Raw genomic sequence first — 23,049 nt, forward strand, 5'->3', positions numbered from 1 at the left:
GCCGGCCTACGGGGCGCTACTCGAGGCCCCAAGCAGCGAGGTAGGCGGCTTCGAAGTCGACAGGGCCGTCGAACCGTCCGCCCTTCTCCGGCAGGTTCCGGTCTCCGTCGAAGGCCTGCACGCCGATCCCTGAGGGGAAGCCCGCGCCATTGGGGACCTCGCCTGCGAGGAGCCGGTTCATCGCGTCGAGCGAAGCCCAGGCTTCCCAGCGGACGGGGTAGCCCGAGCCGGCGTCCACGCCGCGGTCCGCGGCGATCAGCTCGACGAGCGCGGAGCTGCCTTCCCCGCCCATGACGAAGATGTCGTCGTTGCGCCCGCTCGCCATCACCGCCGGTGCCGCGTTGAGCACCACGGCGTCGTAGATCCCGTAGACCGCGTTGGCCTCCGGATGACGCGCGATGGCTTGAGCCACCTTGTCCTGGAGCGGGGGGCCGAAGTCGGCGCCGGTGATCTCTACCGTCTCCACCACCTCGCAGTCGGAGCAGTGCTCGGCCAGCGCGTCCTCGAAGCCTCGATCCGTCGCGAGCGTGCTCTGGTAGTCGGTCTGCTTGATCTTGATGACGCTCGCACTTCCGCCGGTCCCCTCGATCATGGCGAGGGCCTGGTTGCGCGCGTAGGCGGCCTGGAGGAACTCCAGGTAGGTCAGCCGTTTGCCGTCCTCGACGGGGTCGTCGTAGGTGACCACGGCGTCGAACAGTCCCTGGTCCCCGGTGTCTTCGATGGTCCCGTCCTTGGCGACCGACTGGTCGCAGTCGACGGACTCGAACGCCACGATCGGGATGCCGGCGTCGACGACGTCTTCAAATCCCGCCTTCACCAGCGCGCAGTCGATGGTGAAGACGATGACGCCGTCAGCCTGGTCCGCCACGGCCTGGCGGAGTCCGCTGACCATGGTGTCGGTGTTGAACTGTCCGTCGAACAGCGTCAGGTCCCAGCCCATCTGCTCGGCTGCATCGACGAGGTATCCGTCCTGGCTGAAGTCGGTGATCTGTGCCGAGCTCGTGATGAACCAGATGTTCTGGTCGGGAGCGGGGTCCGGCGACTCGTCAGGGGGCGTGCCGAAGCTTCCTTCATAGGCGGTGTCGACGGCCTCCTTCGCCCCGGAGTCGAGCCCTGCGGCAGAACCGTCGGAGCCTTCTGTCGCGCCGCACGCGCTCATCCCGAGAGCGGTGGCACCCGCCGCGATCAGTGCGACGGCCTTGGTGTGAATCCTCATTTGTGTCTCCTCATACCCTCTCGGAACTCCGCGGAGTTGCCTGTTGTGTGACTTGCTCTGGTGCGTCCCAGAGTCCTTGGTTGAGCACGCTGGACGGGTCGACGTGGTCTCGGAGTGACCGGACGAACGAGCGGTAGGCGGGGGACCATGCGTCGGCTAGCAGCCGGCTGACCTCGCCCTGGTGGGGCTCGGACCATCCGCCGCGCGCGGCAACGAGCGCGTAGCCTTCGCGGGTCACCCGTCGGGCGGCCGCGCGGGCTCCTGCGACCGTTGGGTTGTAGGGCAGCGTGATGGCGAACCACATCGCGTGCCGGCCGTAGGGGCTCATGAACACGACGGGTTCGATGCCGAGGTCGGCGAGGATTTCGGTGACGCGTCGATCGACCAGCTCCCGCAGCTCCGCGAATGACGTCGCGAAGGTGCGGTTGTCGAAGACCCCGGCGATCGCCCCTCGGTCGACGTCCATGAACTGGTCGGCCCAGGCAGGATCGAGAGCAGCGATCGCCCGTGCTGAGGCAAGCAGCTTTGCGTTTCCGGGGCGGCCCTCGTGCCTTTCGACAGCTCGCTGGACTACACCGACGTGGTGCGCCAGCAGTTGGTTAGTACTGGCTCTCGCGGTGTAGGTGAGAGACCAGTGGGGTCCGCGTACGACGTAGAGGTTCGAGTAGGGCACCTCGTGCACGCGGCGCAGCTCCTCGATCGTCGCCAGTGCCTGGTCGAGCTCGTCGAACTCGAATCCGCCGGCGTGGACCATGGGCCGCGCGAGCGCAAGCGCGATGGTGGCGATCAGCTTGACGCCGAGCGCTCCTCCGTCGCCGATGAACAGCTGGGTGAGGCCGGGCCCGTCGGATGCGGGGATGGCCGAGACGTGACGATGGACGTTGGACCCGCCGGCGTTGGTGTCGAGCACGGTCCCGTTCGGGAGGGCTACCTGGATCCCCAGGACGAACTGTCCGCTGCCGCCCACCTCAGCGGTGTCGCCGGGGAATCCGCCGCCGCAGACTCCGCTGAGGACGCCCCCGAGCGTCGTGTGGGCGCGGGGTACGGCGACGGTGTGCACCTCGTATCCACGTTCGGCCACCGCGGCGTGGAGATCGGCCATGAGGATGCCGCACTCGACGGTGACGGTCATGGTCGCGTCGTCGATCTCGAGGATTCGGGTCAGTGCGCGGGTGTCGAGCACGATCGGCGACGTTCCCGGCGCGGCGGGCGGACCGCCGAGCGAGAAGCCACCACCGCGGACGACGACCGGAGCTCCGTGCTCGGACGCGATCCGGAGAACGGCGGTGACGTCGTCGGCCGAACGGGCGCGCACCACGACACCGGGGGCGAGGTCGTCGAAGGGCCCCTTCCCGGGGCGATATCCGTCCAGGACGCGCGGATCCGTGCTGACCGCATCCGCGCCCACGGCTGTCACGAGTGCGTCGGTGACGGTCGACTCCGTCGGCGCCGCTGTCGTCACGGCGTCACCGCCGCGAGTGCGAGCTCGGTCGTCGCGCGGTCCTGGACGATCAGCGTGGCTGCGTGCTCGGCGAGCATCATCACGGTGATCATCGGGTTGAACGTGGTGAGGACCGGGAACGCCGACGCGTCCACGACACGCAGCCCGTGGACCTCACGGACTCGCAGTCGTGAGTCGAGGACGGCGAGCGGGTCGTCGTCACCGCCCATCCGGCAGGTGCCCGCTGCGTGGCAGACGCTGCCGTGGGTGGCGTGGATCCGCTTGAAGAGCTCGTCGTCGGTCTGAAGGTGCGGACCGGGGAACACCTCGCGGACCACCCAGTCGGTCAGTGGAGCGGTCGCGGCGACCCGTCGTGCCATGCGAATCCCGGCGAGGATGGTGCGGCGATCGTGCCCGTCGGTGTCGCTGAAGTAGCGGAAGTCGACGATCGGCAGCTGATCAGGATCGGCCGATGCCAGCCGCACCGTGCCGCGGCTGCTCGGGCGGGCGACGTTCGGCGTGATCGCCAACGTGTGCTCGGGCAGCTCGGCGCCGTCGCCACGAGCGCCGGCATACGACTCGTCGGGGGCGAACCGGAAGAGGTGTGCCATGACCTGTGGCGCGATCGCATCGTCGTCGACGCGGGCGACGAAGGCGGCACCGTCCACCTCGGGAGGCCAGCCACCGTCCGCAGGGCGCTGGAGCTCCAGGACGACCAGGCTCTCGACGTGGTCCATGAGGTTTGCTCCGACGCCCGGCAAGTCGACCCGCGGGTCGATGCCCACCGCGGCGAGGTGCTCGGCGGGGCCGATGCCGGAGAGCATCAGCAGGCGGGGGGTGTCGATGGCGCCGCATGCCACGATCGTCTCGAGGCGGGCGCGGATCAGTGTCTCGGTGCGGTCGGCCCGCACGGCGCGGGCCCCGACCGCGCGGCGGTTCGCCAGCTCGATTGCTACGACGCGGCTCTCGAGGAGCGGGTGCAGGTTCGGCCGCGTCGCGAGGATGTCGTGGAGATAGGCGACCGAGGACGACGAACGACGACCCGTCTCGGGGTCGTAGCCCAGGTCCAGGTAGCCGGCACCCTCCCGGATGGTCTCGGACGGCCATGCGTCGAGGACCGGGATCGAGAGTCCTTCGACCGCGGCAGCCAGCGCGTCGTCGAGGCACTGGTTGCGCTGTTCCTGGGTCGGGCGGGCGGCGCGGACGGCGAGCCGGTCTCGGTAGGCGGCGAAGTCGGCGTAGTCCCAGCCAGTGACCCCGAGCTCGGCCCAGGCTGCGAGGTCGGCGGGGATCGGTGGGAGCAGGCCCATGTTGTTGATGCTCGACGTGCCGCCGAGGATCCGGCCGCGCGCGAGCCGGTGGTCGGCGTTGCCGCCGGGCGACGGGACACACGGGTAGCTCAGGTCGTACTCGCCTCCCAACATCTCCGGGTAGCGGCAAAGCTGAAGGGCGCGGTCCTCGCGCTCGTCGCTGGGTCCCCACTCGACGAGGGCGACCGTGACGGCGGGGTCCTCCGACAGCCGCGCGGCGAGGATCGCGCCGGCGGTGCCACCGCCGACGATCACGTAGTCGTACAGGTCCATCACGGAAACCTCGTCCTTCAGCGCAGCTGGATGATGCCGAGCGAGTCGAGGACGCTGGCCTTGTCCCAGGTGGTCCAGTCCTCGACGATGCGGTCGTCCTCGAACCGACTGATGGTCATGCCGCGTGCGGTGATCCGGCGGTTGGTCGGCGGGACGCCGTAGTAGGAACCCGTGTGGGTCCCTGTCGACTCCCATCGGAAGGCCACGCGGTCGCCCTGCTCCACGGCGTCGAGGATCGTCATGGTGAGGTCGGGGAACGCGGCGTAGAGGTCCGCCACCACCGCGCGGTACTCGTTCTTGTTGAGCGTCGAGTCACCGGAGTGGCGCACGTAGTCGGGGCTGAACACGGCGTCGAACTCCGGACCGAAGCCGCTGGGGCCGCTGGCGTCGGCCCAGGCGCGGGCGAGAAGATCGGTGTGGGACATGGCGGGGCCTCTCTGTGGCTGCTCTGGGACTGGTCAGTGGTTGGCCGCGGGGTCGATCCCGAGCAGGCTGAAGGGCCGCTCGAAGAGGATCCCGTCGATGACGGCGTCGGGCACGGTCGGGAGTCCGGGAAGCCGCTGGTTGAGGGTCAGCAGCTGGTCGCGGGCCTCGTCGGGCTGGAAGACCGGGAAGTCGGAGCCGAAGAGGATCTTGTCGGTGACGCGGTAGTCGGTCGCGTTCATCAGCATCGTGTGGAGCTGCCACGGCCGGTTCAGTCGCGCCGAGATGTCGGTGTAGACGTTCGGATGGCGCGCCATCAGCATGACCGTCTCGTTGGTCCACGGCTGGCCGCAGTGGCAGATGATGATCCGCATCCGCGGGAAGGCCGATGCCACCCTGTCGAGCAGGACCGGGTTCGCGTTCTCGATCGAGCACTTCGGGTGGAAGACCGACCCCTGGTGGAACAGCAGGAACATCTCCTGCTGGTCGGCCAGCTCGTAGATCGCCCACGCCTCGGCGCTGTGCGGATGGAAGTCCTGGTAGGGCGGCGACAGCTTCAGGCCTTGCAGCCCGAGCTCGAGACGCAGCCGTTTCAGCTCGGTGAGGGCGTCGGGGTCGTTGGGGTCCACGGATCCGACCCCCACCGCACGACCCGGATGACGGCGAACCTGCTCGGCGATGTAGTCGTTCGGGATGTCCAGCTCGAGGAACCTGCTGCACAGGCCGAGCACGATGAAGCCGTCCACACCGGACCTCCTCATCGCGAGGTCGTGGTCGTCATGACTTCCCTCGCCGGACCAGCAGCGGTGCGCCAGCTCCTGACCCGCGACGTCCAGCCCCCGTCCGAACTCCCCGAGGTGCTCGGGGAGCCACACGTGGGTGTGCCAGTCGATGAACGCGGTCACGACAGCCACCGGGTCGTGACGACCTTGCGGCGGGTGAAGAAGTCCACCCCGGACTCGGCCTGGATCGGGATGTCGCCGCACAGCGACGACTTCCAGCCGCTGAACGGGAACATGGCGGCAGGCGCGGCGACTCCGACGTTGACACCGATCATGCCGACCTCGACCTCGGCCCGGAACTTGCGGACCGCGGCGCCGGACTCGGTGAAGATCGTGGTGCCGTTGCCGTACTCACTGGCGTTGATGAGCGCGATCGCCTCGTCGAGGTCGGCGACCTCGATGACCGCGAGCACGGGCCCGAAGAGCTCCTCGGTTGCGATCGCCATGTCGGAGGTGACGTCCTCGACGATGGTCGGGGCGAGGAAGTAGCCGGCCTCGTCGACGTGCGGGTCCCGTCCGTCGACGGCGATCGTCGCGCCCTCCTCGGCCGCGTGCCCGATCGCTGTCGAGATTCGTTGCAGGGAGGCGGCCGAGATCACCGGGCCCAGGTCCGTATCGGGCTTCGCGGCGGCACCCAGATTGAGGGCGGCGGCGCGCTTCACCACCTCGGGTTTCACCCGCGCCCAGGCGTCACCGACCGCGACGATCACCGACCCCGCCATGCACCGCTGTCCGGCGAACCCGAACCCGCTCTGCACGATCTGGGTCGCGGTGCCGTCGATGACCGCGTCGGGCATGACGACCATGTGGTTCTTGGCTCCGCCCAGCGCCTGCACCCGCTTGCCGCGGCCGGCCGCGCGGGCGTAGATCGCCCGCGCTGCTGGCGCGGAGCTGACCGAGGAGATCGCGGCGACCTCCGGCGCGTCGATCAGCATGTTGACCACGTCTCGCCCGCCGTTGACCAGGTTCCACACACCCGGCGGCAGGCCGAGGCTGTCGATGATGTCGAACAGGACCTGGTTGGCCAGCGGGGTCTGCTCCGACGGCTTCCAGATCAGCGTGTTGCCGCAGACCAGGGCCGTGCTCTGTTGCGCCACCGAGGAGAACATCGGGAAGTTGAACGGCGAGATCATCGCGCACACGCCCACCGGCTGCCGCACCATCTCCGTGTCGACCGAGGTGGCCACCTGCTCGACGATGTGACCCCGCAACGTCATCGGCAGCGACAGCGCGTTGTCCAGGGCCGAGATCGACCGCAGCACCTCCGCCCGGGCGTCCGCGGTGGCCTTGCCCGCGTCCCGGGAGATCGCGGCGACGATGTCGTCGATCCGGCGCTCCACCTCCATCCGGTAACGCAGGATGAACTCGGCCCGGGCTGTCGCCGGCGTCGCCCGCCAACCCGGCAGCGCCGAGGCGGCTGCCGCGACGGCTTCGTCGACCTCGGCCTGGGTCGAGTCGGGGACGACCGCCGCCATCCTCCCGCTGGAGGGGTCGACGACGTCGAAGAACGTCGTGGAGGTCGACTCCTTCCAGGCTCCGCCGACGTAGTTGGCCACCACCTGGACGCCTTCCTCGGACGTGGGGGTGGAAATCGTGCTGGCGTTCGCAGTCATGAATGTTCTCTTTCGGATCGATGTGTCGAGCGGGAAGGGCTGTGCCGGATCACTCGGGTCGCCGACGGGTGGTCGAACCATGGGGAGGGATCGCGCCGGTAGTCGTCGAGGTCCCCCGGGATGCTCACCCCGGGGATCGGCGGGGTCCACAGCGGAGCCAGGACCTCGTCGGGGTCGCCGTACTTCGCCGCACAGGCCCGGACCTCCGGGTCGTCGAAGACGGTGAGCCGGCCCTCGTCGCAGGTGCGAAACGTGGTGCCATCGGGCCTGGTCAGCTCGATGGTCGGGAAGAACTGATGGACATGGATGTGGCCGAACGGGAGGCCGCGCTCGGCCGCCCAGGTCTCCTGGTCGGAGGGGCCGCACGTGCCGAAGCCGAAGTGCAGGGCGCCGGCCCGCCAGCGTTCCCATTCGGTGCCGCCACTGGAGACCATGCGTGGCTGCGACGGGCGGGCGACCTTGGGGTTCGTGCCGAGCGCGGCCTCCCAGAGCCAGAGGATCCCCTTGTCCGGGAAGTCGGGATATTGGATGTCGCGGGTCTCTTCGACGAGCTCACGCAGGCCATCTCCGTACCCGCCCCCACCGTCGACCCGCTCGACGCGGCCACTACGCACATGGAGCTCTACCTGTGGGTACGGCTTGGAGAAGTGGCCTGTGCTGCCGGCAACGATGCCCTCGGCGTCTGACTTGGGCGAGATCGGCGGGATGGGGTGGTACATGTGGTGGTTGTGGATGGGGTCCTTGGAGAACCCGCCCTCGCCGGACCAGAACTCGGGCAGCAGGGTCCAGGTGATGTCGGTGCCCTCGGGATCGCTGACGTGGACCCGGGCTCCCTTGCCCTGCTCCCAGACCGGAGCCCAGGCCTTCTCGTTGATGAGCAGGTGCAGGTCGCGGGGGAAGACGATGGCCTCGCTGAGGAAGATCTCCTTGCTGGTCCAGGGGTGTCCTTCCCACCGCCACGGGCCGAACGTGGTCGCGCGGCCTTGGACGAACAGGTCGTAGCCCCCGCTGAGGTAGCGCTGCGTCGCCCACGGGATGTCGTAGTGCCGGCGGAGGTCAGCGTCGGCGGCGAGCGTGATGGGCTCGCGGCGGATGGAAGAGCGGATTTCGTCCTCGACCTCGATCGGTCGGTCGGGGCCGTTGTCGACCACAATGAGGTCGACCTTGGCCCCGCGCTCGCGGAAGGCCTCGACGATCGCGTCCCGAACGTCAGGGTCGTCGAGAGCCGTCGTGGCGAGCAGGACCCGGTCTCCGGGTTTGGTGCTGCCGAAGCCCATGAAGCCCGGCTGGAAGCCCTTCATCCCCATGCTCTGCTCAAGAGGCCCGATGTCATCGGTGGAGTGGCAGGGGTCGACGAGGTTGAACTCGGGCTGGTCCATCAGCCAACGGGCGCGTTCGAGGAGGCGCTCGGAGACGTCGGTCATGCCTTCCCCTCCTCGTGATCGGTGGCCTCAAGGAGTCGGGCGCCGTCGAAGAGGCCCGGTGCCAGGTAGACCAGCGGCGGCACTTCGGCCGATGTTGCGTTGTGCACCTGTCCGGTGAAGATCGTGTGGGTTGAGGCGTCGATCTTGAGCCGGAGCTCGACCTCGAGCCAGGCCGAGACCCCGTCCACCACCGGCGCCCCGTGCGGGCTCGGGGCCCAGTCCAGGCCGGCGAACTTGTCGTTGCCCGAGCTGGCGAACCGCTTCGCGACGCCGAGCTGGCGGTGGGACAGGATGTTGACCGCCGCCCACTCGGCGCCGTACAGGTGGGCGTGGGTCCGCGACGCCTTGTTGACGCAGAACAGCACGACGGGCGGGTCGAGCGACACACTCGAGAACGCGTTCACCGCCAACCCATGCGGGGTGCCGTCGACGGACGTGGTCACCACCATCACGCCGGTTGGGAACTGGGCGTGCACCCGCCGGACGCGGTCGCCGAGGGTCGAGCCGTCGGCGACGGAAGCGGAGGTCATGACGCGCCTCCAGACGGTTTGACGGCGATGGCGTCGATCTCCACCCGGCAGTCGACGGCGAGTCCGACGTACACGGTGACCCGGGTCGGGTAGTCGCCGTCCCAGTGCTTCTTGTACTCCTCCGCGAACTCGGTGAAGTGGTTGCGGTCGGTGAGGTAGCAGGTGGTCTTGACGACATCGGCGAGCGAGAGCCCGACCGCCTGGAGCTTCTCGTCCATGCGCTCCAAGATGATGCGGGTCTCGTCCGCGACCGAGATCGCCTTGCTGTCGCGGCGCAGCTCGCCGCGCCCCAGCGCCATCGACGGCACGAACACGAGGCTCTCCGTCTCGACGCCCTGCGAGAGGCCGTACGGCCGGAGGTCGGGCAAGCCCTCGACGTGGATGTTCTTGCGCATGGCTGTGCTCCTTCGATTCGGGTTGTCAGTTGGCCTTGAACCGGGGGCTTACGTCGCGGCCGAAGAGCTCGAGCGAGCGCATGCTCGCGTCGTGCGTCGTCCCCACGCCGTGGGTCCAGAGGATGAAGTGGTCGACGTTGTGCTGCTCCTGCAGCCGGCGGACCTGCTCCTCGACCGCGTCGGGTGTTCCGACGAGCAGGTGGTCCCGGTCTCGGAGGAAGTCGAACCACGAGATCTGGTTCTCGTCGACCAGCTCCTCGTCGCGGTCGGCGAAGGCGGCCTTGCCCCGGATGCCGCCGATGTAGCGGCCGATCATCTCCACAAGAGGCTCGATCTCCGTCCGCGCCTCGTCCTCCGAATCTGCTACGAAGAGCAGGCGCAGGAGACCCACGCCCTCCCCCGTCTCTGCCTCGGTCTCGCCGAGCCGGCGACGCTCGTCGCGGTAGTGGACCAGCAGGTCGTCGAGCCGCTTGCCGCACGGCTGCCAGGTCTGAGGCTTCAGTCCCAGCTCGGCGGCGAGCGTCATGCCCTCGGTAGTCTCCGTCGGGGTGAACAGCGGTGGATGCGGCTGCTGCAGCGGATGGGGTACGACGGCCATCCCGACCCAGTCGCCGTCCTCGGACCGCCAAGCGGGGTTGCGGGGATACCAGGAGGCCGACAGGTCGCGGACCCCCTCGGGCGGGAACGAGAAGTGCTCCCCTTTCCAGGTGAGCGCGTCCGAGGTCCACGCGGCCTTGACCAGTTCGACGCTCTCGCGGAACAGGCTGATGCTTCGCTGGGCATTGCTGCGATCCGCCGCCGGGTTGAGGGTCATGATCTCGCGTGCCAGCAGCCCGCGACCGAGCGCGATGTCGAGGCGCCCGCCCGCGATGTGGTCGAGGATCGCAACGTCCTCAGCGAGGCGCAGCGGGTTCCACAGCGGGAGGCTGGCCGCCCCTGCGCAGATCCTGATCCGCTTGGTCACGGCCGCGAGTGCCGACCCCAGCATTAGCGGGTTCGGCGATACGTCGAACCCCTCGGCGTCGAAGTGGTGCTCGCTGACCAGGATCGCGTCGAAGCCGGCGCCTTCGGCGGCGACCGCCTGGGCTCGTGCCTCGTCCAGGAGCCGGGCGTACGGCGTGCTCAGCCCGTCGCGCCACAGCTGGGTCATGTAGTCGAACCGGACGGTACCTGTCATGGCGATGTCCTCTCCGTGGTCGCGGCCGCGACCGTCTTGGTCTGGGTGTAGAGCTCGACCGCGGCCATGCCGGTCTCACGACCCCACCCGGACTGCTTGTAGCCGCCGAACGGCAGCGCGGGGTCGAAGAGGTTGTAGGTGTTGACCCACACGGATCCCGCCTGCAGCTCGCGGACCAGCCGCTGCGAGGCGGCGAGGTCGTTGGTCCACACGCCGGCGGCCAGCCCGTAGCTGGTGTCGTTGGCGAGGGCGATCACCTCATCGACGGTGTCGAACGGGGTCACGGTCACCACCGGACCGAAGACCTCTTCGCGGTTGATGGTCATCCGCGGCGTGGTGTCTGTCAGGACGGTGGGGGCGTAGTAGTAGCCGGCGCCCTCACCGGGCGCCCCGCCGCAGGCGAGCGTCGCGCCGTCCTCCAGCGCGCCGTCGACGTAGCGGGCGACGCGGCGGCGCTGCACCTCGGAAACCAGGGGGCCGGCGGTCGTGCGTGGGTCCAGGGGTGACCCGACGACGACCCGACCGGCTGCTGCGGACAGCCTCTCGACGAACTCGTCATGTGCTTGGTGCTGGACGAACATCCGGGAGGGAGCCGTGCAGGCCTGACCGCTGAGGGTGAAGATGTTCTCCGCCGCGGCGGACGCCGCCTCGTCCAGATCTGCGTCACCGAGCACGATGAAGGGCGACTTCCCGCCCAGCTCCAGCGACACCGGGGTGAGGTTGGCCGACGCGGCGACGACGATCGCCTTCCCGGTGACGGTCGAGCCGGTGAACGACACCTTGTTCACCCGCGGGTCGCGCACCAGTGCGTCACCCGTCTCGGCGCCGAAGCCGGAGACCACGTTGACGACACCGGGAGGGATGCCCGCCTCCAGCAGCAGCTCACCGAGTCGCAGTGCGCTCAGGGGTGTCTGCTCCGCAGGCTTGAGCACCATGGTGTTGGCCGTGGCGAGGCCGAGCGCCACCTTCTCCACCGCCATGCCGAATGGCAGGTTCCAGGGCACGATCTGGGCGACGACGCCGAGCGGCTCGCGGATCACCTGCGCCTGGAAGAGGTCGCCGCGGTGGTTCGCCGGAGCAACCGTCTGCCCGGTGATCCGGGCGGTGATCCCGGCGGCGTACTCCAGTGTGAGGACCGCTTCGGCGATCGACGCGCGGCCGTACTCGATCGGGACGCCACCGTCGAGCGCGTCCAGCTGCGCCAGCTCTTCGGTGTGCCGGTCGATCAGCGAGGCCGCAGCCAGGATCAGCCTGCTTCGGGCGGCGCTCGACATCCATCGCCAGCCACCGTCGTCGAAGGTCGCCCGCGCCGCGGCGACGGCGCGTTGGACCAGTTCCGGTCCGGCGAGGGCCACCGACCCGATCCGTCGGCCGGTCGCGGGGTCTTCCACGTCGAGCGAGCGGTCGCTCCCGACCTGTTCGCCATCGATGATCATCGGCCGGGGCATCTTCAACCAGTCGATGACGTCGGGCTCGACCGAAACGAGTCGGTCCCCGGTCTGCAGTGCTGTCACGATGCTGCGCCTTCCTTGATCTTGGGCTGCTGAGCCTCCGAGTCGACGGCTTCGGTGAGCGACGCGCGCCCGGCGATGAGTCGCTTTTGACGGGCCACGAAGGCGGGGGCGGACCAGCCGAGTGCCCCGACGAGCCGGCCCTCGCGCCCGAGGAGCACACCGGCTCCGGGCTGGTGAAGGTCGACCTCAGCCGCTTCGTCGTATCCGTCGACCCAGCCGGCCATCTGCACCTTGACGCCGTACTGGTCCGACCAGAAGTAGGGGATCTGGGCCATCGGCGCCGCTGACCCGGGGTCCTCGTTGAGCTCGGCAACCAGGTTCCGCGCGGCGCCCCGCGCATGCTCGACGGCGGTCATCCAGTGCTCGACGCGGATCGACCCGAAGAGCGGATGGACCCAGCGTGCGACGTCGCCGGCGGCGTAGATCCCTGGCGCGGCGCGCAGGAGTTCGTCACAAACGAGGCCGTCGGAGAGCTTGAGACCGCTGGTGGACAGCCAGTCGGTCGCGGGGAGGGCGCCGATGCCGACTACGGCGACGTCCGCGGCGAGTGACGTGCCGTCGTCGAGGTCGACGCTTCGCAGCCGATCGTCCACGACTCTCACGCCGGCGACGCCCACACCGCAGCGGACATCGACCCCGTGCGCGCGGTGCAGGTCGGTGAAGCGAGCACCGATGTCGGCGCCGAGAACCCGGGCGAGCGGCGCCGATGCGCTCTCGACCACGGTGACGTCGAGACCGAGCGATCGGGCCGAGCACGCGACCTCGAGGCCGATGAACCCAGCGCCGATTACCACGACGCTGCGGGCACCGACGAGATCGGTCCGGAGGGCGACCGCATCGTCGAGCGTGCGGAGGACGTGAATCCCCCTGCCTTCCGGAAGTCCGGGGAGCTGCCGGGCGACCGAGCCGGTCGCGACGACGATGCCGTCGAACGGCAGCTCCTCGCGCCGGTCGAGCTCGACGGTCCGGTGCTCGATGTCGAGCGCGGTCGCGCGGCGTCCGAGTCGCTGGACCACCGACGCCGAGGGGAGTGCCTTCGCGCTGGCGAGACCGATGTCGGCCACCTCGCTCGTTCCGCACAAGAGCTGCTTGCTGAGCGGCGGCCGGTCGTACGGCGCGTGCTCCTCGTCTCCCACGAGCACGACCTCGCCGTCGAAACCCGCGGACCGCAGGCCTGTCGCAGCGGCGACGCCGGCAACCGACGCACCCACGACGACGACTCGACGAACCGATTCCATGGGTCAGGCTCCTCGGGCACCGGAGATCGCCGGCGCGACGAACGGGTCACGCAGCCCGGCCTGCTCGAGCAGCGGCAGCACGTGGCTGACGAAGCGCTCCAGCTCGCTCTCCCAGTCGGCGATAAAGCTGATGGTGATGCCGTCGAGCCCCGCCTCGGACATCTCGATGATCTTCGCCGCGACCTGCTCCGGCGTCCCGACCGCCTGGGGGGTCTGCAGTCCTGCGATCGCACCGTCGAGCGAGGCGAGGATCCGCTGGTTCGTCGCCTCGTCGTAGGTCTTGGAGTTCTGTGTGAACGACTGCGCCCATCTGAGACCCGCTTCGCGGTCGCCCTTCTCCTTGATGCAGTAGTCCCAGTACCGGCGCGCCTCCGCCTCGGTGTCCTGGCACAGCACCGTCAGACAGCCGAGCACCTTGATGCTGCGGCCGGCGTGGTCGAAGACCGCCTGCCGGATCTCCGCGACCTTCGCCCGGATGTCGTCGGTCCGCTCGGCCGTGGTGAAGCAGACGTCGGCGTGCTCGGCGACGAAACGCTGTCCTCGTCCCGATGCGGCAGCATTGATGATCACCGGCCGCGGCCGCTGCAGGGGCTTGGGCTTCGAAAGGACGCCGCTTGCCTTGTAGAACCTGCCGGTGACGTCGAACTCCTCGTCCTCGCGCCACATGCGCTCGACGAAGTCGAGCCATTCGTCGCACCGGTCGTACCGGGACTCGTGGTCGACCAGGGCGGGGCCGAACAGCGCCATCTCGCTCTGGTTCCAGCCGGCGACGAGGTTGAACCCGAAGCGGCCGCCCGAGATGTGGTCGATCGTGACGGCCTGCTTGGCCGCCAGGACGGGATGGATCGTGTCGACCTGCACGGTCGCGACGACCGTCGTCTGCGAGGTGACCGACGCGATGCCGGCGGCCCAGCTGAGGGTCTCGAACCCGGTGCCGGCGTAGTCGCTGGCGCCGCCGTACCCCTTCCACCGCGCGCCGGGGATGACTGCCTCGAAGCCGGCGCGGTCGGCCATCTGCGCGAGCCGGACCTGGTTGTCCCACGTCGGCACGATTCGCCCCTCGGCGGCGGTCATCGACAGGCCGCCGGTGTTGTTGAACGCGAACAACGCCAGCTTGAACCCGCCGTCCTTCAGCAGCGGTCGGGTCTCTCCCCCGGTCATCGAGTGCTCTCCTGGCTCTCGCGCAGCCTGAGGACCGCGGTCGGGCACAGCCCGACGGCCTCGCGCACGGCAGGGACCTGGTCGGGCGTGGGCTCGTCGACGAGCACGACCACCCGTCCGTCGTCGGGGCTCTGGTCGAAGACCTCGGGTGCCGCCATCACGCAGAGTCCGGCTCCGATGCAGGACTCGAGGTCGACGTCGATGCTCATCAGTGCTCCTCGGTGTGGTGTGACCAGGTGACGGGAAGGGTCAGCGGGCCGGCGGTCTGGGCGTTGGCGCGGATCCAGCGGATGTCCTCGAGGTCACCCGCCAGCCGCAGGTCCGGGAACCGTCGGACCAGCGACGTGAAGCCGAGCGTCAGCTCCAACCGGGCTACGTGCTGGCCCGCGCAGAGGTGGATGCCACCACCGAAGGCCATGTGGCCCTTGTCGTTCCGATCGGGGCGGAACTCATCGGGTGCCTCGAACCGGCTCGGGTCGCGGTTGGCTCCGAGTAGGGAGACGATGACGGTCTCTCCCGCCAGGATCATCGCGCCGCCGATCTCGGCGTCCTCGAGCGCGGTCCGCTCGGTCGGGTTCGGCTCGATGATCGTGTTGTAGCGCAGCATCTCCTCGACCACCCGGTCGATCGAGCCCGGGTCGGCCTTGAGCGCATCCCATCGGCTGATGTCGTGCAGGAGGGTGAAGAGGCCGTACCCGAACTGGCTCGTCGTCGTCTCGTGGCCGGCCTGGAGGACCCCGATGGTGTCCTTCACGACCTCTGCGTGCGTCGTCGACTCGTCGCGGATCATGTCGCTCACCAGATCGTCGCCGAGGTTGCGGCCCTTGTACTCGACCAGGCCCTCGACGTACTCGTCCCACGTGCGGAGGTCACCGGCGAGGTCAGCCGCAGGTGAGTCGGGGTTCCGTATGCGGTCCGTGAGGTCGACGAAGAACTCCCGGTCCTGCCGGGGCACGCCGAGGAGATCGCTCAGCACCAGCCCCGGGACGGGGGTGCCGAAGTGCTCCATGAAGTCGGCTGGCGGACCGGCCTGCTCCAGCGCGTCCAGGCAGTCGTCGATGATCGCCTGGACCCGGTCGCGCGTGTCCTGCACGCGTTTGAACGAGAGCCTGCTCATGATCGCTCGACGGCGCCGGGTATGGAACGGCGGGTCGGCCTCGTTCAGGTGAGGAGGCTTGCCCTCCTCGGCGACTCCTTCGGCGAGCCAACGCTCCAGCTCGCCGACCGGCTGCCGTCCCCAGATCCTGGCTGCAGTGAACCGGCGGTCGGCGAGGACTGCCTTGCCGAGCTCGTAGTTTGTCGTCAGCCATCCGCTCTCGCCGTTGAGGAGTCGCACCCGGCAGATCGGTTGCTCCTCGAGCAGGCGGACCGTCTCCGTCGGCGGATCGACCAGACGCGTGCGTCCGACCGGCATCGACACCGGGCACTCGGTCGCCCTTCCACCATGGGTGCTCATCGCCGTCACGCCCCGAGTCCGGCGGGCAGCTGCCGGGAGTCGGAGTAGAGGTGCTCGGCCACGATCTGCCCGTTGCGGAACTGCTCGAACACCCCGTAGCGGAGGGTCACCTGATCGGTCGTTCCGACAGGGGTCCCCTTGATCACGAGCTCACCCGAGAGGCGCTCCTCGCCCGCGATCACGCCGGTGACTTCGAAGGTCATGTCGGGCAGCAGGTCCCAGTAGCCGCGCAGGACCTCGGCGATGGCAGTGCGCCCGACCAGGGGAGCCTCTGGCGCGGTGAAGTCGACCACCACACCGTCTTCGGCGAAGTGCTGCACCGCCTCCTCGACGTCGCCGCGCTGGATCGCGGCGACGAGCCGGTGGAAACTCGCCCGGATGTCATGAGTGTCGGTCATGGTCACTGGCACCTCGTGATCGGTGGGATGTTGCAGTTGCGGCGGAAGACGTTGTGCGGGTCGTAGGTCGCCTTCAGCGCTGCCAGTCGGTCGTAGTCCGCGCCCCAGGCGTCCCGCATGTCGACGCGGGTCGTGTAGTTGGGCATGGCGCCGGGATGCACCAGGCCGGCGTCGCGGTAGCGCGCGACGAAGCCCTCGCCCCATGCCTCGCACACAGCGTCATCGGCCTGGTCGTCGTACATCGCGATCGCGATCAGCTCGCACCCTGCTCGCCGACCCATCGCCGCCGGCGGCGAGGAGACCTGGCGCAGCATGGCTCCTCGATAGCTGTAGAAGCCGACGAACAGCTCCGCGCCCGCAGCTGCGTCAGCGAGTCGCCGGGGTTCGTCCGCGAGAAGCTCGAGAGTGGGGTCGTCGAGGGCCTTGAGGTCTGCGGCGGCCCAGTACTGCCGGCAGCTCGGGTAGGCGTCGTCGAGGGCATGATGAAGCTCCACCCACCCCGCGTCGGAGACAGATCGCTCGACCGGGGCGCCGAAGGCATCGACCGCAGCCAGGTCGCGTGCGACCTGGGCCTCGTCTCCGAGGTGGGCCAGGGTCACGTCGAAGGTCGGCTCCCGGCCGGGACCCACCGAGTAGCCGGCGACCACGAAGACGTCAGGCGAGACCGAGCGCTCGAAGTCGCGGTACCGGTAGAGCAGGTGAGCAGCATCGACGGCCGGCCAGGACCAGGTCGCCAGCGTGCTCGTCGCCGGCACGGCGTGGAGGCTCGTTTCGACCGAGACGACGACGCCGAAGTTGTCGCCGGCACCGCGGATCGCCCAGAAGAGGTCCGGGTGGGAGGTCGGTGACACCGTCACCACCTGGCCGTCGGCAAGGACGACCTGGGCAGACAGAACCCAGTCGCAGCTGTATCCGTGCCGGGGCGACAGATGGCCAGTGCCGCTGTAGATCGCGACGCCGACGAACCCGATGTGCGACAGGAGACCAGTGATCGGGGCAAGGCCGTAGGGGACCGTCTCTCGCAGCACGTCGCTCTGGGTGGCGCCGGGACCGACGCGCGCGGTCCTGCGGTCGACGTCGACGAAGACCTCGTTCATGAGCGAGAGGTCGAGGAGCAGACCGCCCTCGATCGCTGAGTGGCCACCGGGACCCCGGCCGCCGCCGCGCACGGCGATGTCCCAACCCTGGTCGCGGGCGACCTGGAGTGCCGCCCTGACGTCCTGGACTCCGACGCACCGAGCGATGACGGCCGGTCGCCGGTCGAAGACGTGGTTGAAGTGAGCCCGCCGCTCGTCGTACGACGGATCGCCCGGCGAGATCCATTCACCACGGAAGTACGGCGGCGCCATCACCACGTCGCGGACGTCAAGGCTCATGCGTCACAGCCTGCTGCGGCAGCCGCCGCGGAGAATCCCGGAGAGCACCTACGTAACTACGGATATCCGTGGTCTGAGGGCCCGCGGAACCCCTCGCCCGCGCCCTACTGCTGCTGGGCGACCCAATGCGCGACCTGGGTGCGCGCCGTGAAGTCGAGCTTGGTCAGGATGTGCTCGACGTGCGCCTCGACCGTGCGCACCGAGATCACCAACTTGCTGGCGATCTCCTTGTTCGACAATCCCTCCCCAACGAGCGCGGCCACCTCGCGCTCCCGCCGCGTGAGTACGGTGCTGGCGCGCGCAGGTGGTGTCCGCGACGGCGCAGGGTGCTCGCGGAGGGCGAGCGCGACCGCCTCGTCGACGGCCAGCCGGGTCCCGAGGTCGCGGGCGGCTTGGTAATCGCCCTCCCCGAGCGAGCTCCGCGCGCTCGCCTCGAACCTCTCACCCATCTCGATCAGGTGCGACGAGCCCATGAGTCTGCTGCCGACGGTCTGCCAGATCCCGTTCGCGCCGCCGATCAGCGTCGCGCCGCGGCGGGCATCCCCGCGTTGCACCGTGATCCAGGCGAGCAGCTCGACCGTGAGCGCGAGTCCCAGAGTGTCCTGGAAGTGGCGCTTGATCCGGATCGCCTCGGAGGCGTCCGCCTCGGCCTGGTCGAGCTGGTCCCGGAGGAGCCCGATCAGGCCCCGCCCCCACAACGCGTACGACAGCTGCCATCGTGAGCCCGTGACCCTGCAGCGCTCGAAGAGCTCGTCGACGAGGGTCCCGGCGGCGTCGAGCTGGCCCGACAGGATGTGGGCGGACGCGAGCTCGATCCGCGCAAGGTCTGCGTACTGACCGGGGAGGTCGACGGTGGAGAACCGCTCCAAGGCATCGGTGAGGAACTCGACGGCGTCGGACAGCTCCCCGTCGATGTTGCGCTCGGTGCCGAGCACCAGCTGAGCGAACGCCCCGACCGAGGCGTCGTCGGGCGTGGCCTCGAGTGCCTGACGGATCAGCTCGGGGACCTCGCCAGTGTCGCCCTGGCACACCGCCAGGTACGCCATCGTCACCAGTGCCCAGGACCGTTCGAGACCGGGTGTGTCGTCCAATGCGAGCGCGCGGTGGAGCCAGAGCCGGCCCTCCGCGAAGTGGCCCAGGGCCAGCCAGAACCACGGTGCCGCCGCCATGTGCTGACCCATGCGCGCCTCACCGGGCTCGGCGAGGCTCCACTCGAGAGCGCCGCGCAGGTTGGGTCGCTCGACCATCAACCTGGTCGCCCAGTCCTCCTGCCGCTCGCCCGTCCAGGCGTCGCCGGCGCTCAGGAGAAGGTTCAGGCACCAGTCACGGTGGCGTCTGCGCGTCGCGTGCTCGGCGCCGGAGTGCTGGAGCTGTGTCAGTCCGTAGGCCCGAATCGTCTCGAGCATCTCGAACCGCACACCTGAGCCGACCTGCTCGCGGACGAAGATGGACTTGTCGACGAGGCCGGACACCGTGCCGAGGATCGTCGCCGCGGGGACCACGTCGTCCGCGCACACGGTCTCGAGTGCCTCGACGGTGAACCCGCCGGTGAAGACGGCGGCCCGGGCCCAGAGGGCCTGTTCCTGAGCGGTGCATAGGTCGTGGCTCCAGTCGATCACCGCCTGCAGCGTGCGGTGCCGCTCCGGGAGGTCGCGGCTGCCCTCTCGCAGGAGAGCGAATCGGTCGTCGAGCCGCTCGATGATGCCGTCAATGCTCAAGACCTTGAGGTTGACGGCAGCCAGCTCGATCGCGAGCGGGATGCCTTCGAGGCGCTGGCACAGCCGAACCACCGCAGCCTCGTTGCCCGGCACCAACGTGAAGTCGGGGACGACGGCGCTCGAGCGGTCAGCGAAGAGCGACACCGCCGGGTACTGCGTCGCGGTGCCAGGCTCGACATGATCCTCGGCTCCCGGCACACGGAGCGGCGGGACCACGAACACGTGCTCGGCCGAGAGGCGGAGCGGCTGGGTGCTGGTCGCCAGGACCCGCAGTCCTGGTGCCGCCCGTAGGAGCGTGTCGACGAGGTGCGCCGCGGCCGCGACCACGTGCTCGCAGTTGTCCATGACGAGCAGTAGCCGTTGCGCGTGCAGATGGTCGCAAAGGACGTCGACCGCGGGTCGCGACGACTGGTCCCGGATGTCCAGCGTCTCCATCACGTAGTGCGGGAGGAGTTCCGGGTCCTTGAGGAGGGCTAGCTCGACGACCCCGATGCCGTCCGGGAACGCTCGACGGGCCTCGGTGGCGAGCCGGAGCGCGAGCCGGGTCTTGCCGACCCCGCCCATCCCGGTGAGCGTCACCAACCGGCCGGTGGACAGGAGCCGGCGTACGTCGGCAAGCTCCTGCCTGCGGCCGACGAAGCTGGTGAGCTCCCCGGCCATGAGGTCCGGCTGCGGTGCCATTGGATCCCTACTGAGCGGACGGGTGGGGTGAAGCGATGCTATCGCCGGATCCCGCCGTTCGTGCCGTAGCGCCGATCTCGCGCGACTACTCGCCGCGCTTGCGCCGTCCCAGGTAGGTCGCCAGCGCGACTCCGACGATCAGCGCCCCGCCGTTGACGAACGAGCTCACGTACGGCTCGGCGCCCGCGAGGCTCAACCCGTTGTTGAGGACGGCGAGGAAGTACACGGCGACCAGCAGCCCGCCGACGTTGGGGCGCCCCGGCTTGATCGACGCAGCGCTGAGGAAGGCGGCGGCAAACGCCGGGAGCAGCAGCTGGTCGCCGAGCCGCGGGTTGGCGCCGCCAGACCGTGCGACCGCCAGGATGCCGGCGATCGCCGCCAACACCCCCGCGATGACGAACGTCGAGGCAATCAGCGACCTGGTGCGAAGTCCGACCAGCCGCGCCGCGGTCGAGTTGGCGCCGAGCGCGTACAGGTAGCGGCCGTACGGCGTGTGCTCGAGGAGGTAGTGCACTGCAAGCGCGACGACCGCGAGGAGCACTCCGATCTTGGGGACGCCCAGCCAGGTCTCCGATCCCAAGTTGATCAGGGACGTCGGAATCTCACTGACGATCGCGATCCCGCCGGTCTTGAGGTTGATCACCCCGGCGAGGATCGTCATCGTGCCGAGCGTCGCGATCACGGCATTGACGTTGAACCTCGTGACGATCAGCGCGTTGAGGCACCCGACGATCGCGCCGACGAGGATCCCGATCAGCAGGCCCTTCGTCAGGCTGCCCCCGGACATGGTCGCCGCGGCGTAGACCGCGCCGAGACCGGCCGTGGCGCCGACCGACAGGTCCCACTGGTTGGCGCACAGCGGCACGAGCAAGGCGAGGGCCACTACCGCCACGACCGCCTGCCCCCCGATCAGGACCTGCAGGTTCGCGGCTGTCAGAAACGTCGTCGAGGTCGCCGGACTAAGCGCAAAGTAGACGCCAGCAAGGATCAGGCACACCGGCAGCGCGAAAGCCTCGAGGTAGTCGACCAGTCGTCGGTGCCCACGCACTGGGGACGGTGCGCGCCCATCTTCTTCTCCACCCACGACGCCGCCCTCGACGGTCGTCGGCCCTGCGGGTGCGATTGCCTCGTTGGTCATGCCACGTTCGTCCCTTCTGTTGCCAGCACGGCCTGTTCCAGCGCCGTGTCCGTCAGCTCTTTACAGTCGAGCTCGCCGACCGTCTCTCCGCGTCGGACGAGGATCACCCGGTCACACATCGAGACCAGCTCCTCTAAGTCCGACAGCACCACCAGCGCGGCTGAACCCCGGTCGACGGCCCGCCGGACCAGCTGCCAGATCTCCGCCCGTGCCCCCACGTCGATGCCCTGCGTTGGCTCATCCAGAAGGAGCAGTCGTGGCTCGAGCCTCAGCCAGCGAGCGAGGAGCGCCTTCTGCTGGTTGCCGCCGGACAGAAGGCCGAGCGGCATCTCCGTGGAGGCGGCGCGCACCTGGTAGGTCCCACAAAGGTCATGGGCGTCCCGGGCTTCGCATCGGTGCCGAAGACGGCCCCATCGGAAGTACCCTCGCGTCGAGAGGATGCCCATGTTCTCCCGCACGGACAGGTCCATGAACGCCGCGGAGTCGCGCCGGTCCTCCGGCGAGTAGGCGACCCCGGCACGAACGCCGTCCCGCGGCGAGCCGAAGGAGACCGGCACGTCGTCGAGGAAGACCTCACCGGCATCACGGGCGGCGTCACCGCTGACGAGTCGTAGCAGGCTCGAGCGACCCGAGCCCAGCAGGCCGGCGACGCCGACGATCTCACCAGCCCGTACGTCGAAGTCGGCCCCGCGGACCGCTCCGCCGACGAGCCCGGCGCACCGGAGTCGCGCGACGCCGCCCGGCCTCGGTGCGTGGCTCACCGTCGCCGTCGTCACGCGGCTCTCCCCGGCGATCAGCTCGACCAGCGCGTCGTGCGTGATCTCGGATCCGTCGAGTGTCGCGGCGACCCGCCCGTCGCGGAGGATCGTCGCGCGGTCGGCGATCTCGACCACCTCCTCGAGCCGGTGGGTCACGTAGACGATGGTCTGGCCCTGACCGGCGAGTCGTTTGAGCTCGTCGAGGAGCACCGTCACCTCGCGGGGCGGCAGCGCAGCGGTCGGCTCGTCGAGCACGAGGACCCCGGCGGCACCACCGTCGTCAGTGGGCGCCAGATCCTGAAGTGCGCGGGCGATCGCCACCATCGCATGCGTCGCGACTCCATAGCGCGCCAGTGGCGACGTCGGATCGAGGTCAAGACCGAAGCGTCGAAGCGTGTCACGCGCATGCCGTCTCTGAGCGCGCCAGCGGACGCGGCCGCCGACCCCGGTCTCGAACCCGTGCCCGACGGCGAGGTTCTCCGCGACGGTGAGCTCGGGAAATGTCGAGCACTGCTGGTGGACGAACCGAAGGCCGGCCTCCCGCGCCCTCGCGGCCGTCCAGGACGAGGCGTCGGATGCGCCCGCGCCGTACTCGTCGTCGAAGGCGATGACCCCCTGCTCGGCCTTGTACATGCCGCTGAGCACCTTGATCGTCGTCGACTTCCCTGATCCATTGCCTCCGAGCAGGGCGTGAATCGTTCCGGCCTCGAGGTCGAAGCTGACCCCGTCAACCGCACGGGTGCCGCCGAACGTCTTCACCAGGTCTGTCACCCGGAGGGCGATCCGGCGCTCACGTCCCTCGACCGTCGTGACGTCGACATGCATCAGAACTCCTCGTAGCTCGCGTCACGCCATCGTCGCGGCCGCCGGCCCGGAAAGAGTCCCGGGGACTACCTACATCGCCACGTACTTCGGTCTGGAGCCATTGAGGTCCCCGCCGCGGACTACCTATGTTCTTGGCCACAACAGTGCTGCACCGACGGCCGCCGAGCCGCCGTGGACGGCGCGTCCTCCACCGATGAAGGGA

General features: G+C 69.3%; 20 protein-coding genes. All 20 read right to left on the reverse strand.

Annotated elements, in window-relative coordinates; translation table 11 throughout:
- Positions 1-16: 16 nt before the first annotated feature.
- Positions 17-1,216 carry a sugar ABC transporter substrate-binding protein gene (locus DDV73_RS17420; RefSeq protein ID WP_109508541.1) on the reverse strand — a complete coding sequence of 400 codons (1,200 nt, stop codon included), beginning with the start codon at positions 1,214-1,216 and terminating at the stop codon, positions 17-19.
- Positions 1,217-1,226: 10 nt separating this feature from the next.
- On the reverse strand, positions 1,227-2,678 hold the full coding sequence (locus DDV73_RS17425) for an FAD-binding oxidoreductase (RefSeq protein ID WP_109508542.1): 1,452 nt from the start codon (positions 2,676-2,678) through the stop codon (positions 1,227-1,229).
- Positions 2,675-4,240, reverse strand: coding sequence for a GMC family oxidoreductase (locus DDV73_RS17430; protein WP_109508543.1), 1,566 nt, complete (start codon positions 4,238-4,240; stop codon positions 2,675-2,677). Before DDV73_RS17430 ends, DDV73_RS17425 begins: the two co-directional genes overlap by 4 nt.
- A gap of 17 nt (positions 4,241-4,257) precedes the next feature.
- On the reverse strand, positions 4,258-4,665 hold the full coding sequence (locus DDV73_RS17435) for an ester cyclase (RefSeq protein ID WP_109508544.1): 408 nt from the start codon (positions 4,663-4,665) through the stop codon (positions 4,258-4,260).
- 33 nt (positions 4,666-4,698) lie between these two features.
- Positions 4,699-5,577: an amidohydrolase family protein gene (locus DDV73_RS17440; protein ID WP_161962441.1), complete on the reverse strand. Its 879-nt coding sequence runs from the start codon at positions 5,575-5,577 to the stop codon at positions 4,699-4,701.
- Positions 5,565-7,058, reverse strand: a complete 1,494-nt coding sequence (gene mmsA / locus DDV73_RS17445; protein ID WP_161962442.1) for a CoA-acylating methylmalonate-semialdehyde dehydrogenase — start codon at positions 7,056-7,058, stop codon at positions 5,565-5,567. Before mmsA ends, DDV73_RS17440 begins: the two co-directional genes overlap by 13 nt.
- Positions 7,055-8,482, reverse strand: a complete 1,428-nt coding sequence (locus tag DDV73_RS28255; RefSeq protein ID WP_161962443.1) for a M29 family metallopeptidase — start codon at positions 8,480-8,482, stop codon at positions 7,055-7,057. Before DDV73_RS28255 ends, mmsA begins: the two co-directional genes overlap by 4 nt.
- Entirely contained in the window at positions 8,479-9,012 is a 534-nt protein-coding gene (locus DDV73_RS17460; protein WP_109508549.1) for a flavin reductase family protein, read from the reverse strand. Before DDV73_RS17460 ends, DDV73_RS28255 begins: the two co-directional genes overlap by 4 nt.
- On the reverse strand, positions 9,009-9,407 hold the full coding sequence (locus DDV73_RS17465) for a RidA family protein (RefSeq protein ID WP_109508550.1): 399 nt from the start codon (positions 9,405-9,407) through the stop codon (positions 9,009-9,011). Before DDV73_RS17465 ends, DDV73_RS17460 begins: the two co-directional genes overlap by 4 nt.
- Before the next feature lie 25 nt (positions 9,408-9,432).
- Positions 9,433-10,584: an LLM class flavin-dependent oxidoreductase gene (locus DDV73_RS17470; RefSeq protein WP_109508551.1), complete on the reverse strand. Its 1,152-nt coding sequence runs from the start codon at positions 10,582-10,584 to the stop codon at positions 9,433-9,435.
- Entirely contained in the window at positions 10,581-12,098 is a 1,518-nt protein-coding gene (locus tag DDV73_RS17475) for an aldehyde dehydrogenase family protein (protein ID WP_206050933.1), read from the reverse strand. The genes DDV73_RS17470 and DDV73_RS17475 overlap by 4 nt, the downstream gene beginning before the upstream one ends.
- Positions 12,095-13,336, reverse strand: a complete 1,242-nt coding sequence (locus tag DDV73_RS17480; protein ID WP_109508552.1) for an NAD(P)/FAD-dependent oxidoreductase — start codon at positions 13,334-13,336, stop codon at positions 12,095-12,097. The genes DDV73_RS17475 and DDV73_RS17480 overlap by 4 nt, the downstream gene beginning before the upstream one ends.
- 3 nt (positions 13,337-13,339) lie before the next feature.
- Positions 13,340-14,497: an LLM class flavin-dependent oxidoreductase gene (locus tag DDV73_RS17485; RefSeq protein WP_109508553.1), complete on the reverse strand. Its 1,158-nt coding sequence runs from the start codon at positions 14,495-14,497 to the stop codon at positions 13,340-13,342.
- Positions 14,494-14,706, reverse strand: a complete 213-nt coding sequence (locus DDV73_RS17490) for a ferredoxin (RefSeq protein ID WP_109508554.1) — start codon at positions 14,704-14,706, stop codon at positions 14,494-14,496. Before DDV73_RS17490 ends, DDV73_RS17485 begins: the two co-directional genes overlap by 4 nt.
- The gene (locus DDV73_RS17495; protein WP_154402797.1) at positions 14,706-15,953 is read right to left on the reverse strand and encodes a cytochrome P450; all 1,248 of its coding nucleotides are present in this window, start codon (positions 15,951-15,953) and stop codon (positions 14,706-14,708) included. The genes DDV73_RS17490 and DDV73_RS17495 overlap by 1 nt, the downstream gene beginning before the upstream one ends.
- Before the next feature lie 5 nt (positions 15,954-15,958).
- Positions 15,959-16,351 carry a nuclear transport factor 2 family protein gene (locus DDV73_RS17500; RefSeq protein WP_109508556.1) on the reverse strand — a complete coding sequence of 131 codons (393 nt, stop codon included), beginning with the start codon at positions 16,349-16,351 and terminating at the stop codon, positions 15,959-15,961.
- 2 nt (positions 16,352-16,353) lie between these two features.
- Positions 16,354-17,727, reverse strand: coding sequence for an FAD-binding oxidoreductase (locus DDV73_RS17505; RefSeq protein WP_109508591.1), 1,374 nt, complete (start codon positions 17,725-17,727; stop codon positions 16,354-16,356).
- 104 nt (positions 17,728-17,831) lie between these two features.
- The gene (locus tag DDV73_RS29210; protein WP_109508557.1) at positions 17,832-20,126 is read right to left on the reverse strand and encodes an ATP-binding protein; all 2,295 of its coding nucleotides are present in this window, start codon (positions 20,124-20,126) and stop codon (positions 17,832-17,834) included.
- Positions 20,127-20,211: 85 nt separating this feature from the next.
- Positions 20,212-21,264, reverse strand: coding sequence for an ABC transporter permease (locus DDV73_RS17515; protein WP_109508558.1), 1,053 nt, complete (start codon positions 21,262-21,264; stop codon positions 20,212-20,214).
- Complete coding sequence (locus tag DDV73_RS17520) at positions 21,261-22,847, reverse strand: sugar ABC transporter ATP-binding protein (RefSeq protein ID WP_109508559.1); 1,587 nt, start codon at positions 22,845-22,847, stop codon at positions 21,261-21,263. Before DDV73_RS17520 ends, DDV73_RS17515 begins: the two co-directional genes overlap by 4 nt.
- Positions 22,848-23,049 lie beyond the last annotated feature (202 nt).

It is taken from the genome of Nocardioides speluncae, from assembly GCF_003121585.1.
In the GTDB taxonomy this organism is placed as follows: Bacteria; Actinomycetota; Actinomycetes; order Propionibacteriales; family Nocardioidaceae; genus Nocardioides; species Nocardioides speluncae.

Bases quoted from the DNA above. Each gene is read 5' to 3' on its own strand.
- DDV73_RS17420 (WP_109508541.1), bottom strand. From the start codon at position 1,216: ATGAGGATTCACACCAAGGCCGTCGCACTGATCGCGGCGGGTGCCACC.
- DDV73_RS17430 (WP_109508543.1), bottom strand. From the start codon at position 4,240: ATGGACCTGTACGACTACGTGATCGTCGGCGGTGGCACCGCCGGCGCG.
- DDV73_RS17435 (WP_109508544.1), bottom strand. From the start codon at position 4,665: ATGTCCCACACCGATCTTCTCGCCCGCGCCTGGGCCGACGCCAGCGGC.
- mmsA (WP_161962442.1), bottom strand. From the start codon at position 7,058: ATGACTGCGAACGCCAGCACGATTTCCACCCCCACGTCCGAGGAAGGC.
- DDV73_RS28255 (WP_161962443.1), bottom strand. From the start codon at position 8,482: ATGACCGACGTCTCCGAGCGCCTCCTCGAACGCGCCCGTTGGCTGATG.
- DDV73_RS17460 (WP_109508549.1), bottom strand. From the start codon at position 9,012: ATGACCTCCGCTTCCGTCGCCGACGGCTCGACCCTCGGCGACCGCGTC.
- DDV73_RS17465 (WP_109508550.1), bottom strand. From the start codon at position 9,407: ATGCGCAAGAACATCCACGTCGAGGGCTTGCCCGACCTCCGGCCGTAC.
- DDV73_RS17470 (WP_109508551.1), bottom strand. From the start codon at position 10,584: ATGACAGGTACCGTCCGGTTCGACTACATGACCCAGCTGTGGCGCGAC.
- DDV73_RS17480 (WP_109508552.1), bottom strand. From the start codon at position 13,336: ATGGAATCGGTTCGTCGAGTCGTCGTCGTGGGTGCGTCGGTTGCCGGC.
- DDV73_RS17485 (WP_109508553.1), bottom strand. From the start codon at position 14,497: ATGACCGGGGGAGAGACCCGACCGCTGCTGAAGGACGGCGGGTTCAAG.
- DDV73_RS17490 (WP_109508554.1), bottom strand. From the start codon at position 14,706: ATGAGCATCGACGTCGACCTCGAGTCCTGCATCGGAGCCGGACTCTGC.
- DDV73_RS17495 (WP_154402797.1), bottom strand. From the start codon at position 15,953: ATGAGCACCCATGGTGGAAGGGCGACCGAGTGCCCGGTGTCGATGCCG.
- DDV73_RS17500 (WP_109508556.1), bottom strand. From the start codon at position 16,351: ATGACCGACACTCATGACATCCGGGCGAGTTTCCACCGGCTCGTCGCC.
- DDV73_RS17505 (WP_109508591.1), bottom strand. From the start codon at position 17,727: ATGAGCCTTGACGTCCGCGACGTGGTGATGGCGCCGCCGTACTTCCGT.
- DDV73_RS29210 (WP_109508557.1), bottom strand. From the start codon at position 20,126: ATGGCACCGCAGCCGGACCTCATGGCCGGGGAGCTCACCAGCTTCGTC.
- DDV73_RS17515 (WP_109508558.1), bottom strand. From the start codon at position 21,264: ATGACCAACGAGGCAATCGCACCCGCAGGGCCGACGACCGTCGAGGGC.
- DDV73_RS17520 (WP_109508559.1), bottom strand. From the start codon at position 22,847: ATGCATGTCGACGTCACGACGGTCGAGGGACGTGAGCGCCGGATCGCC.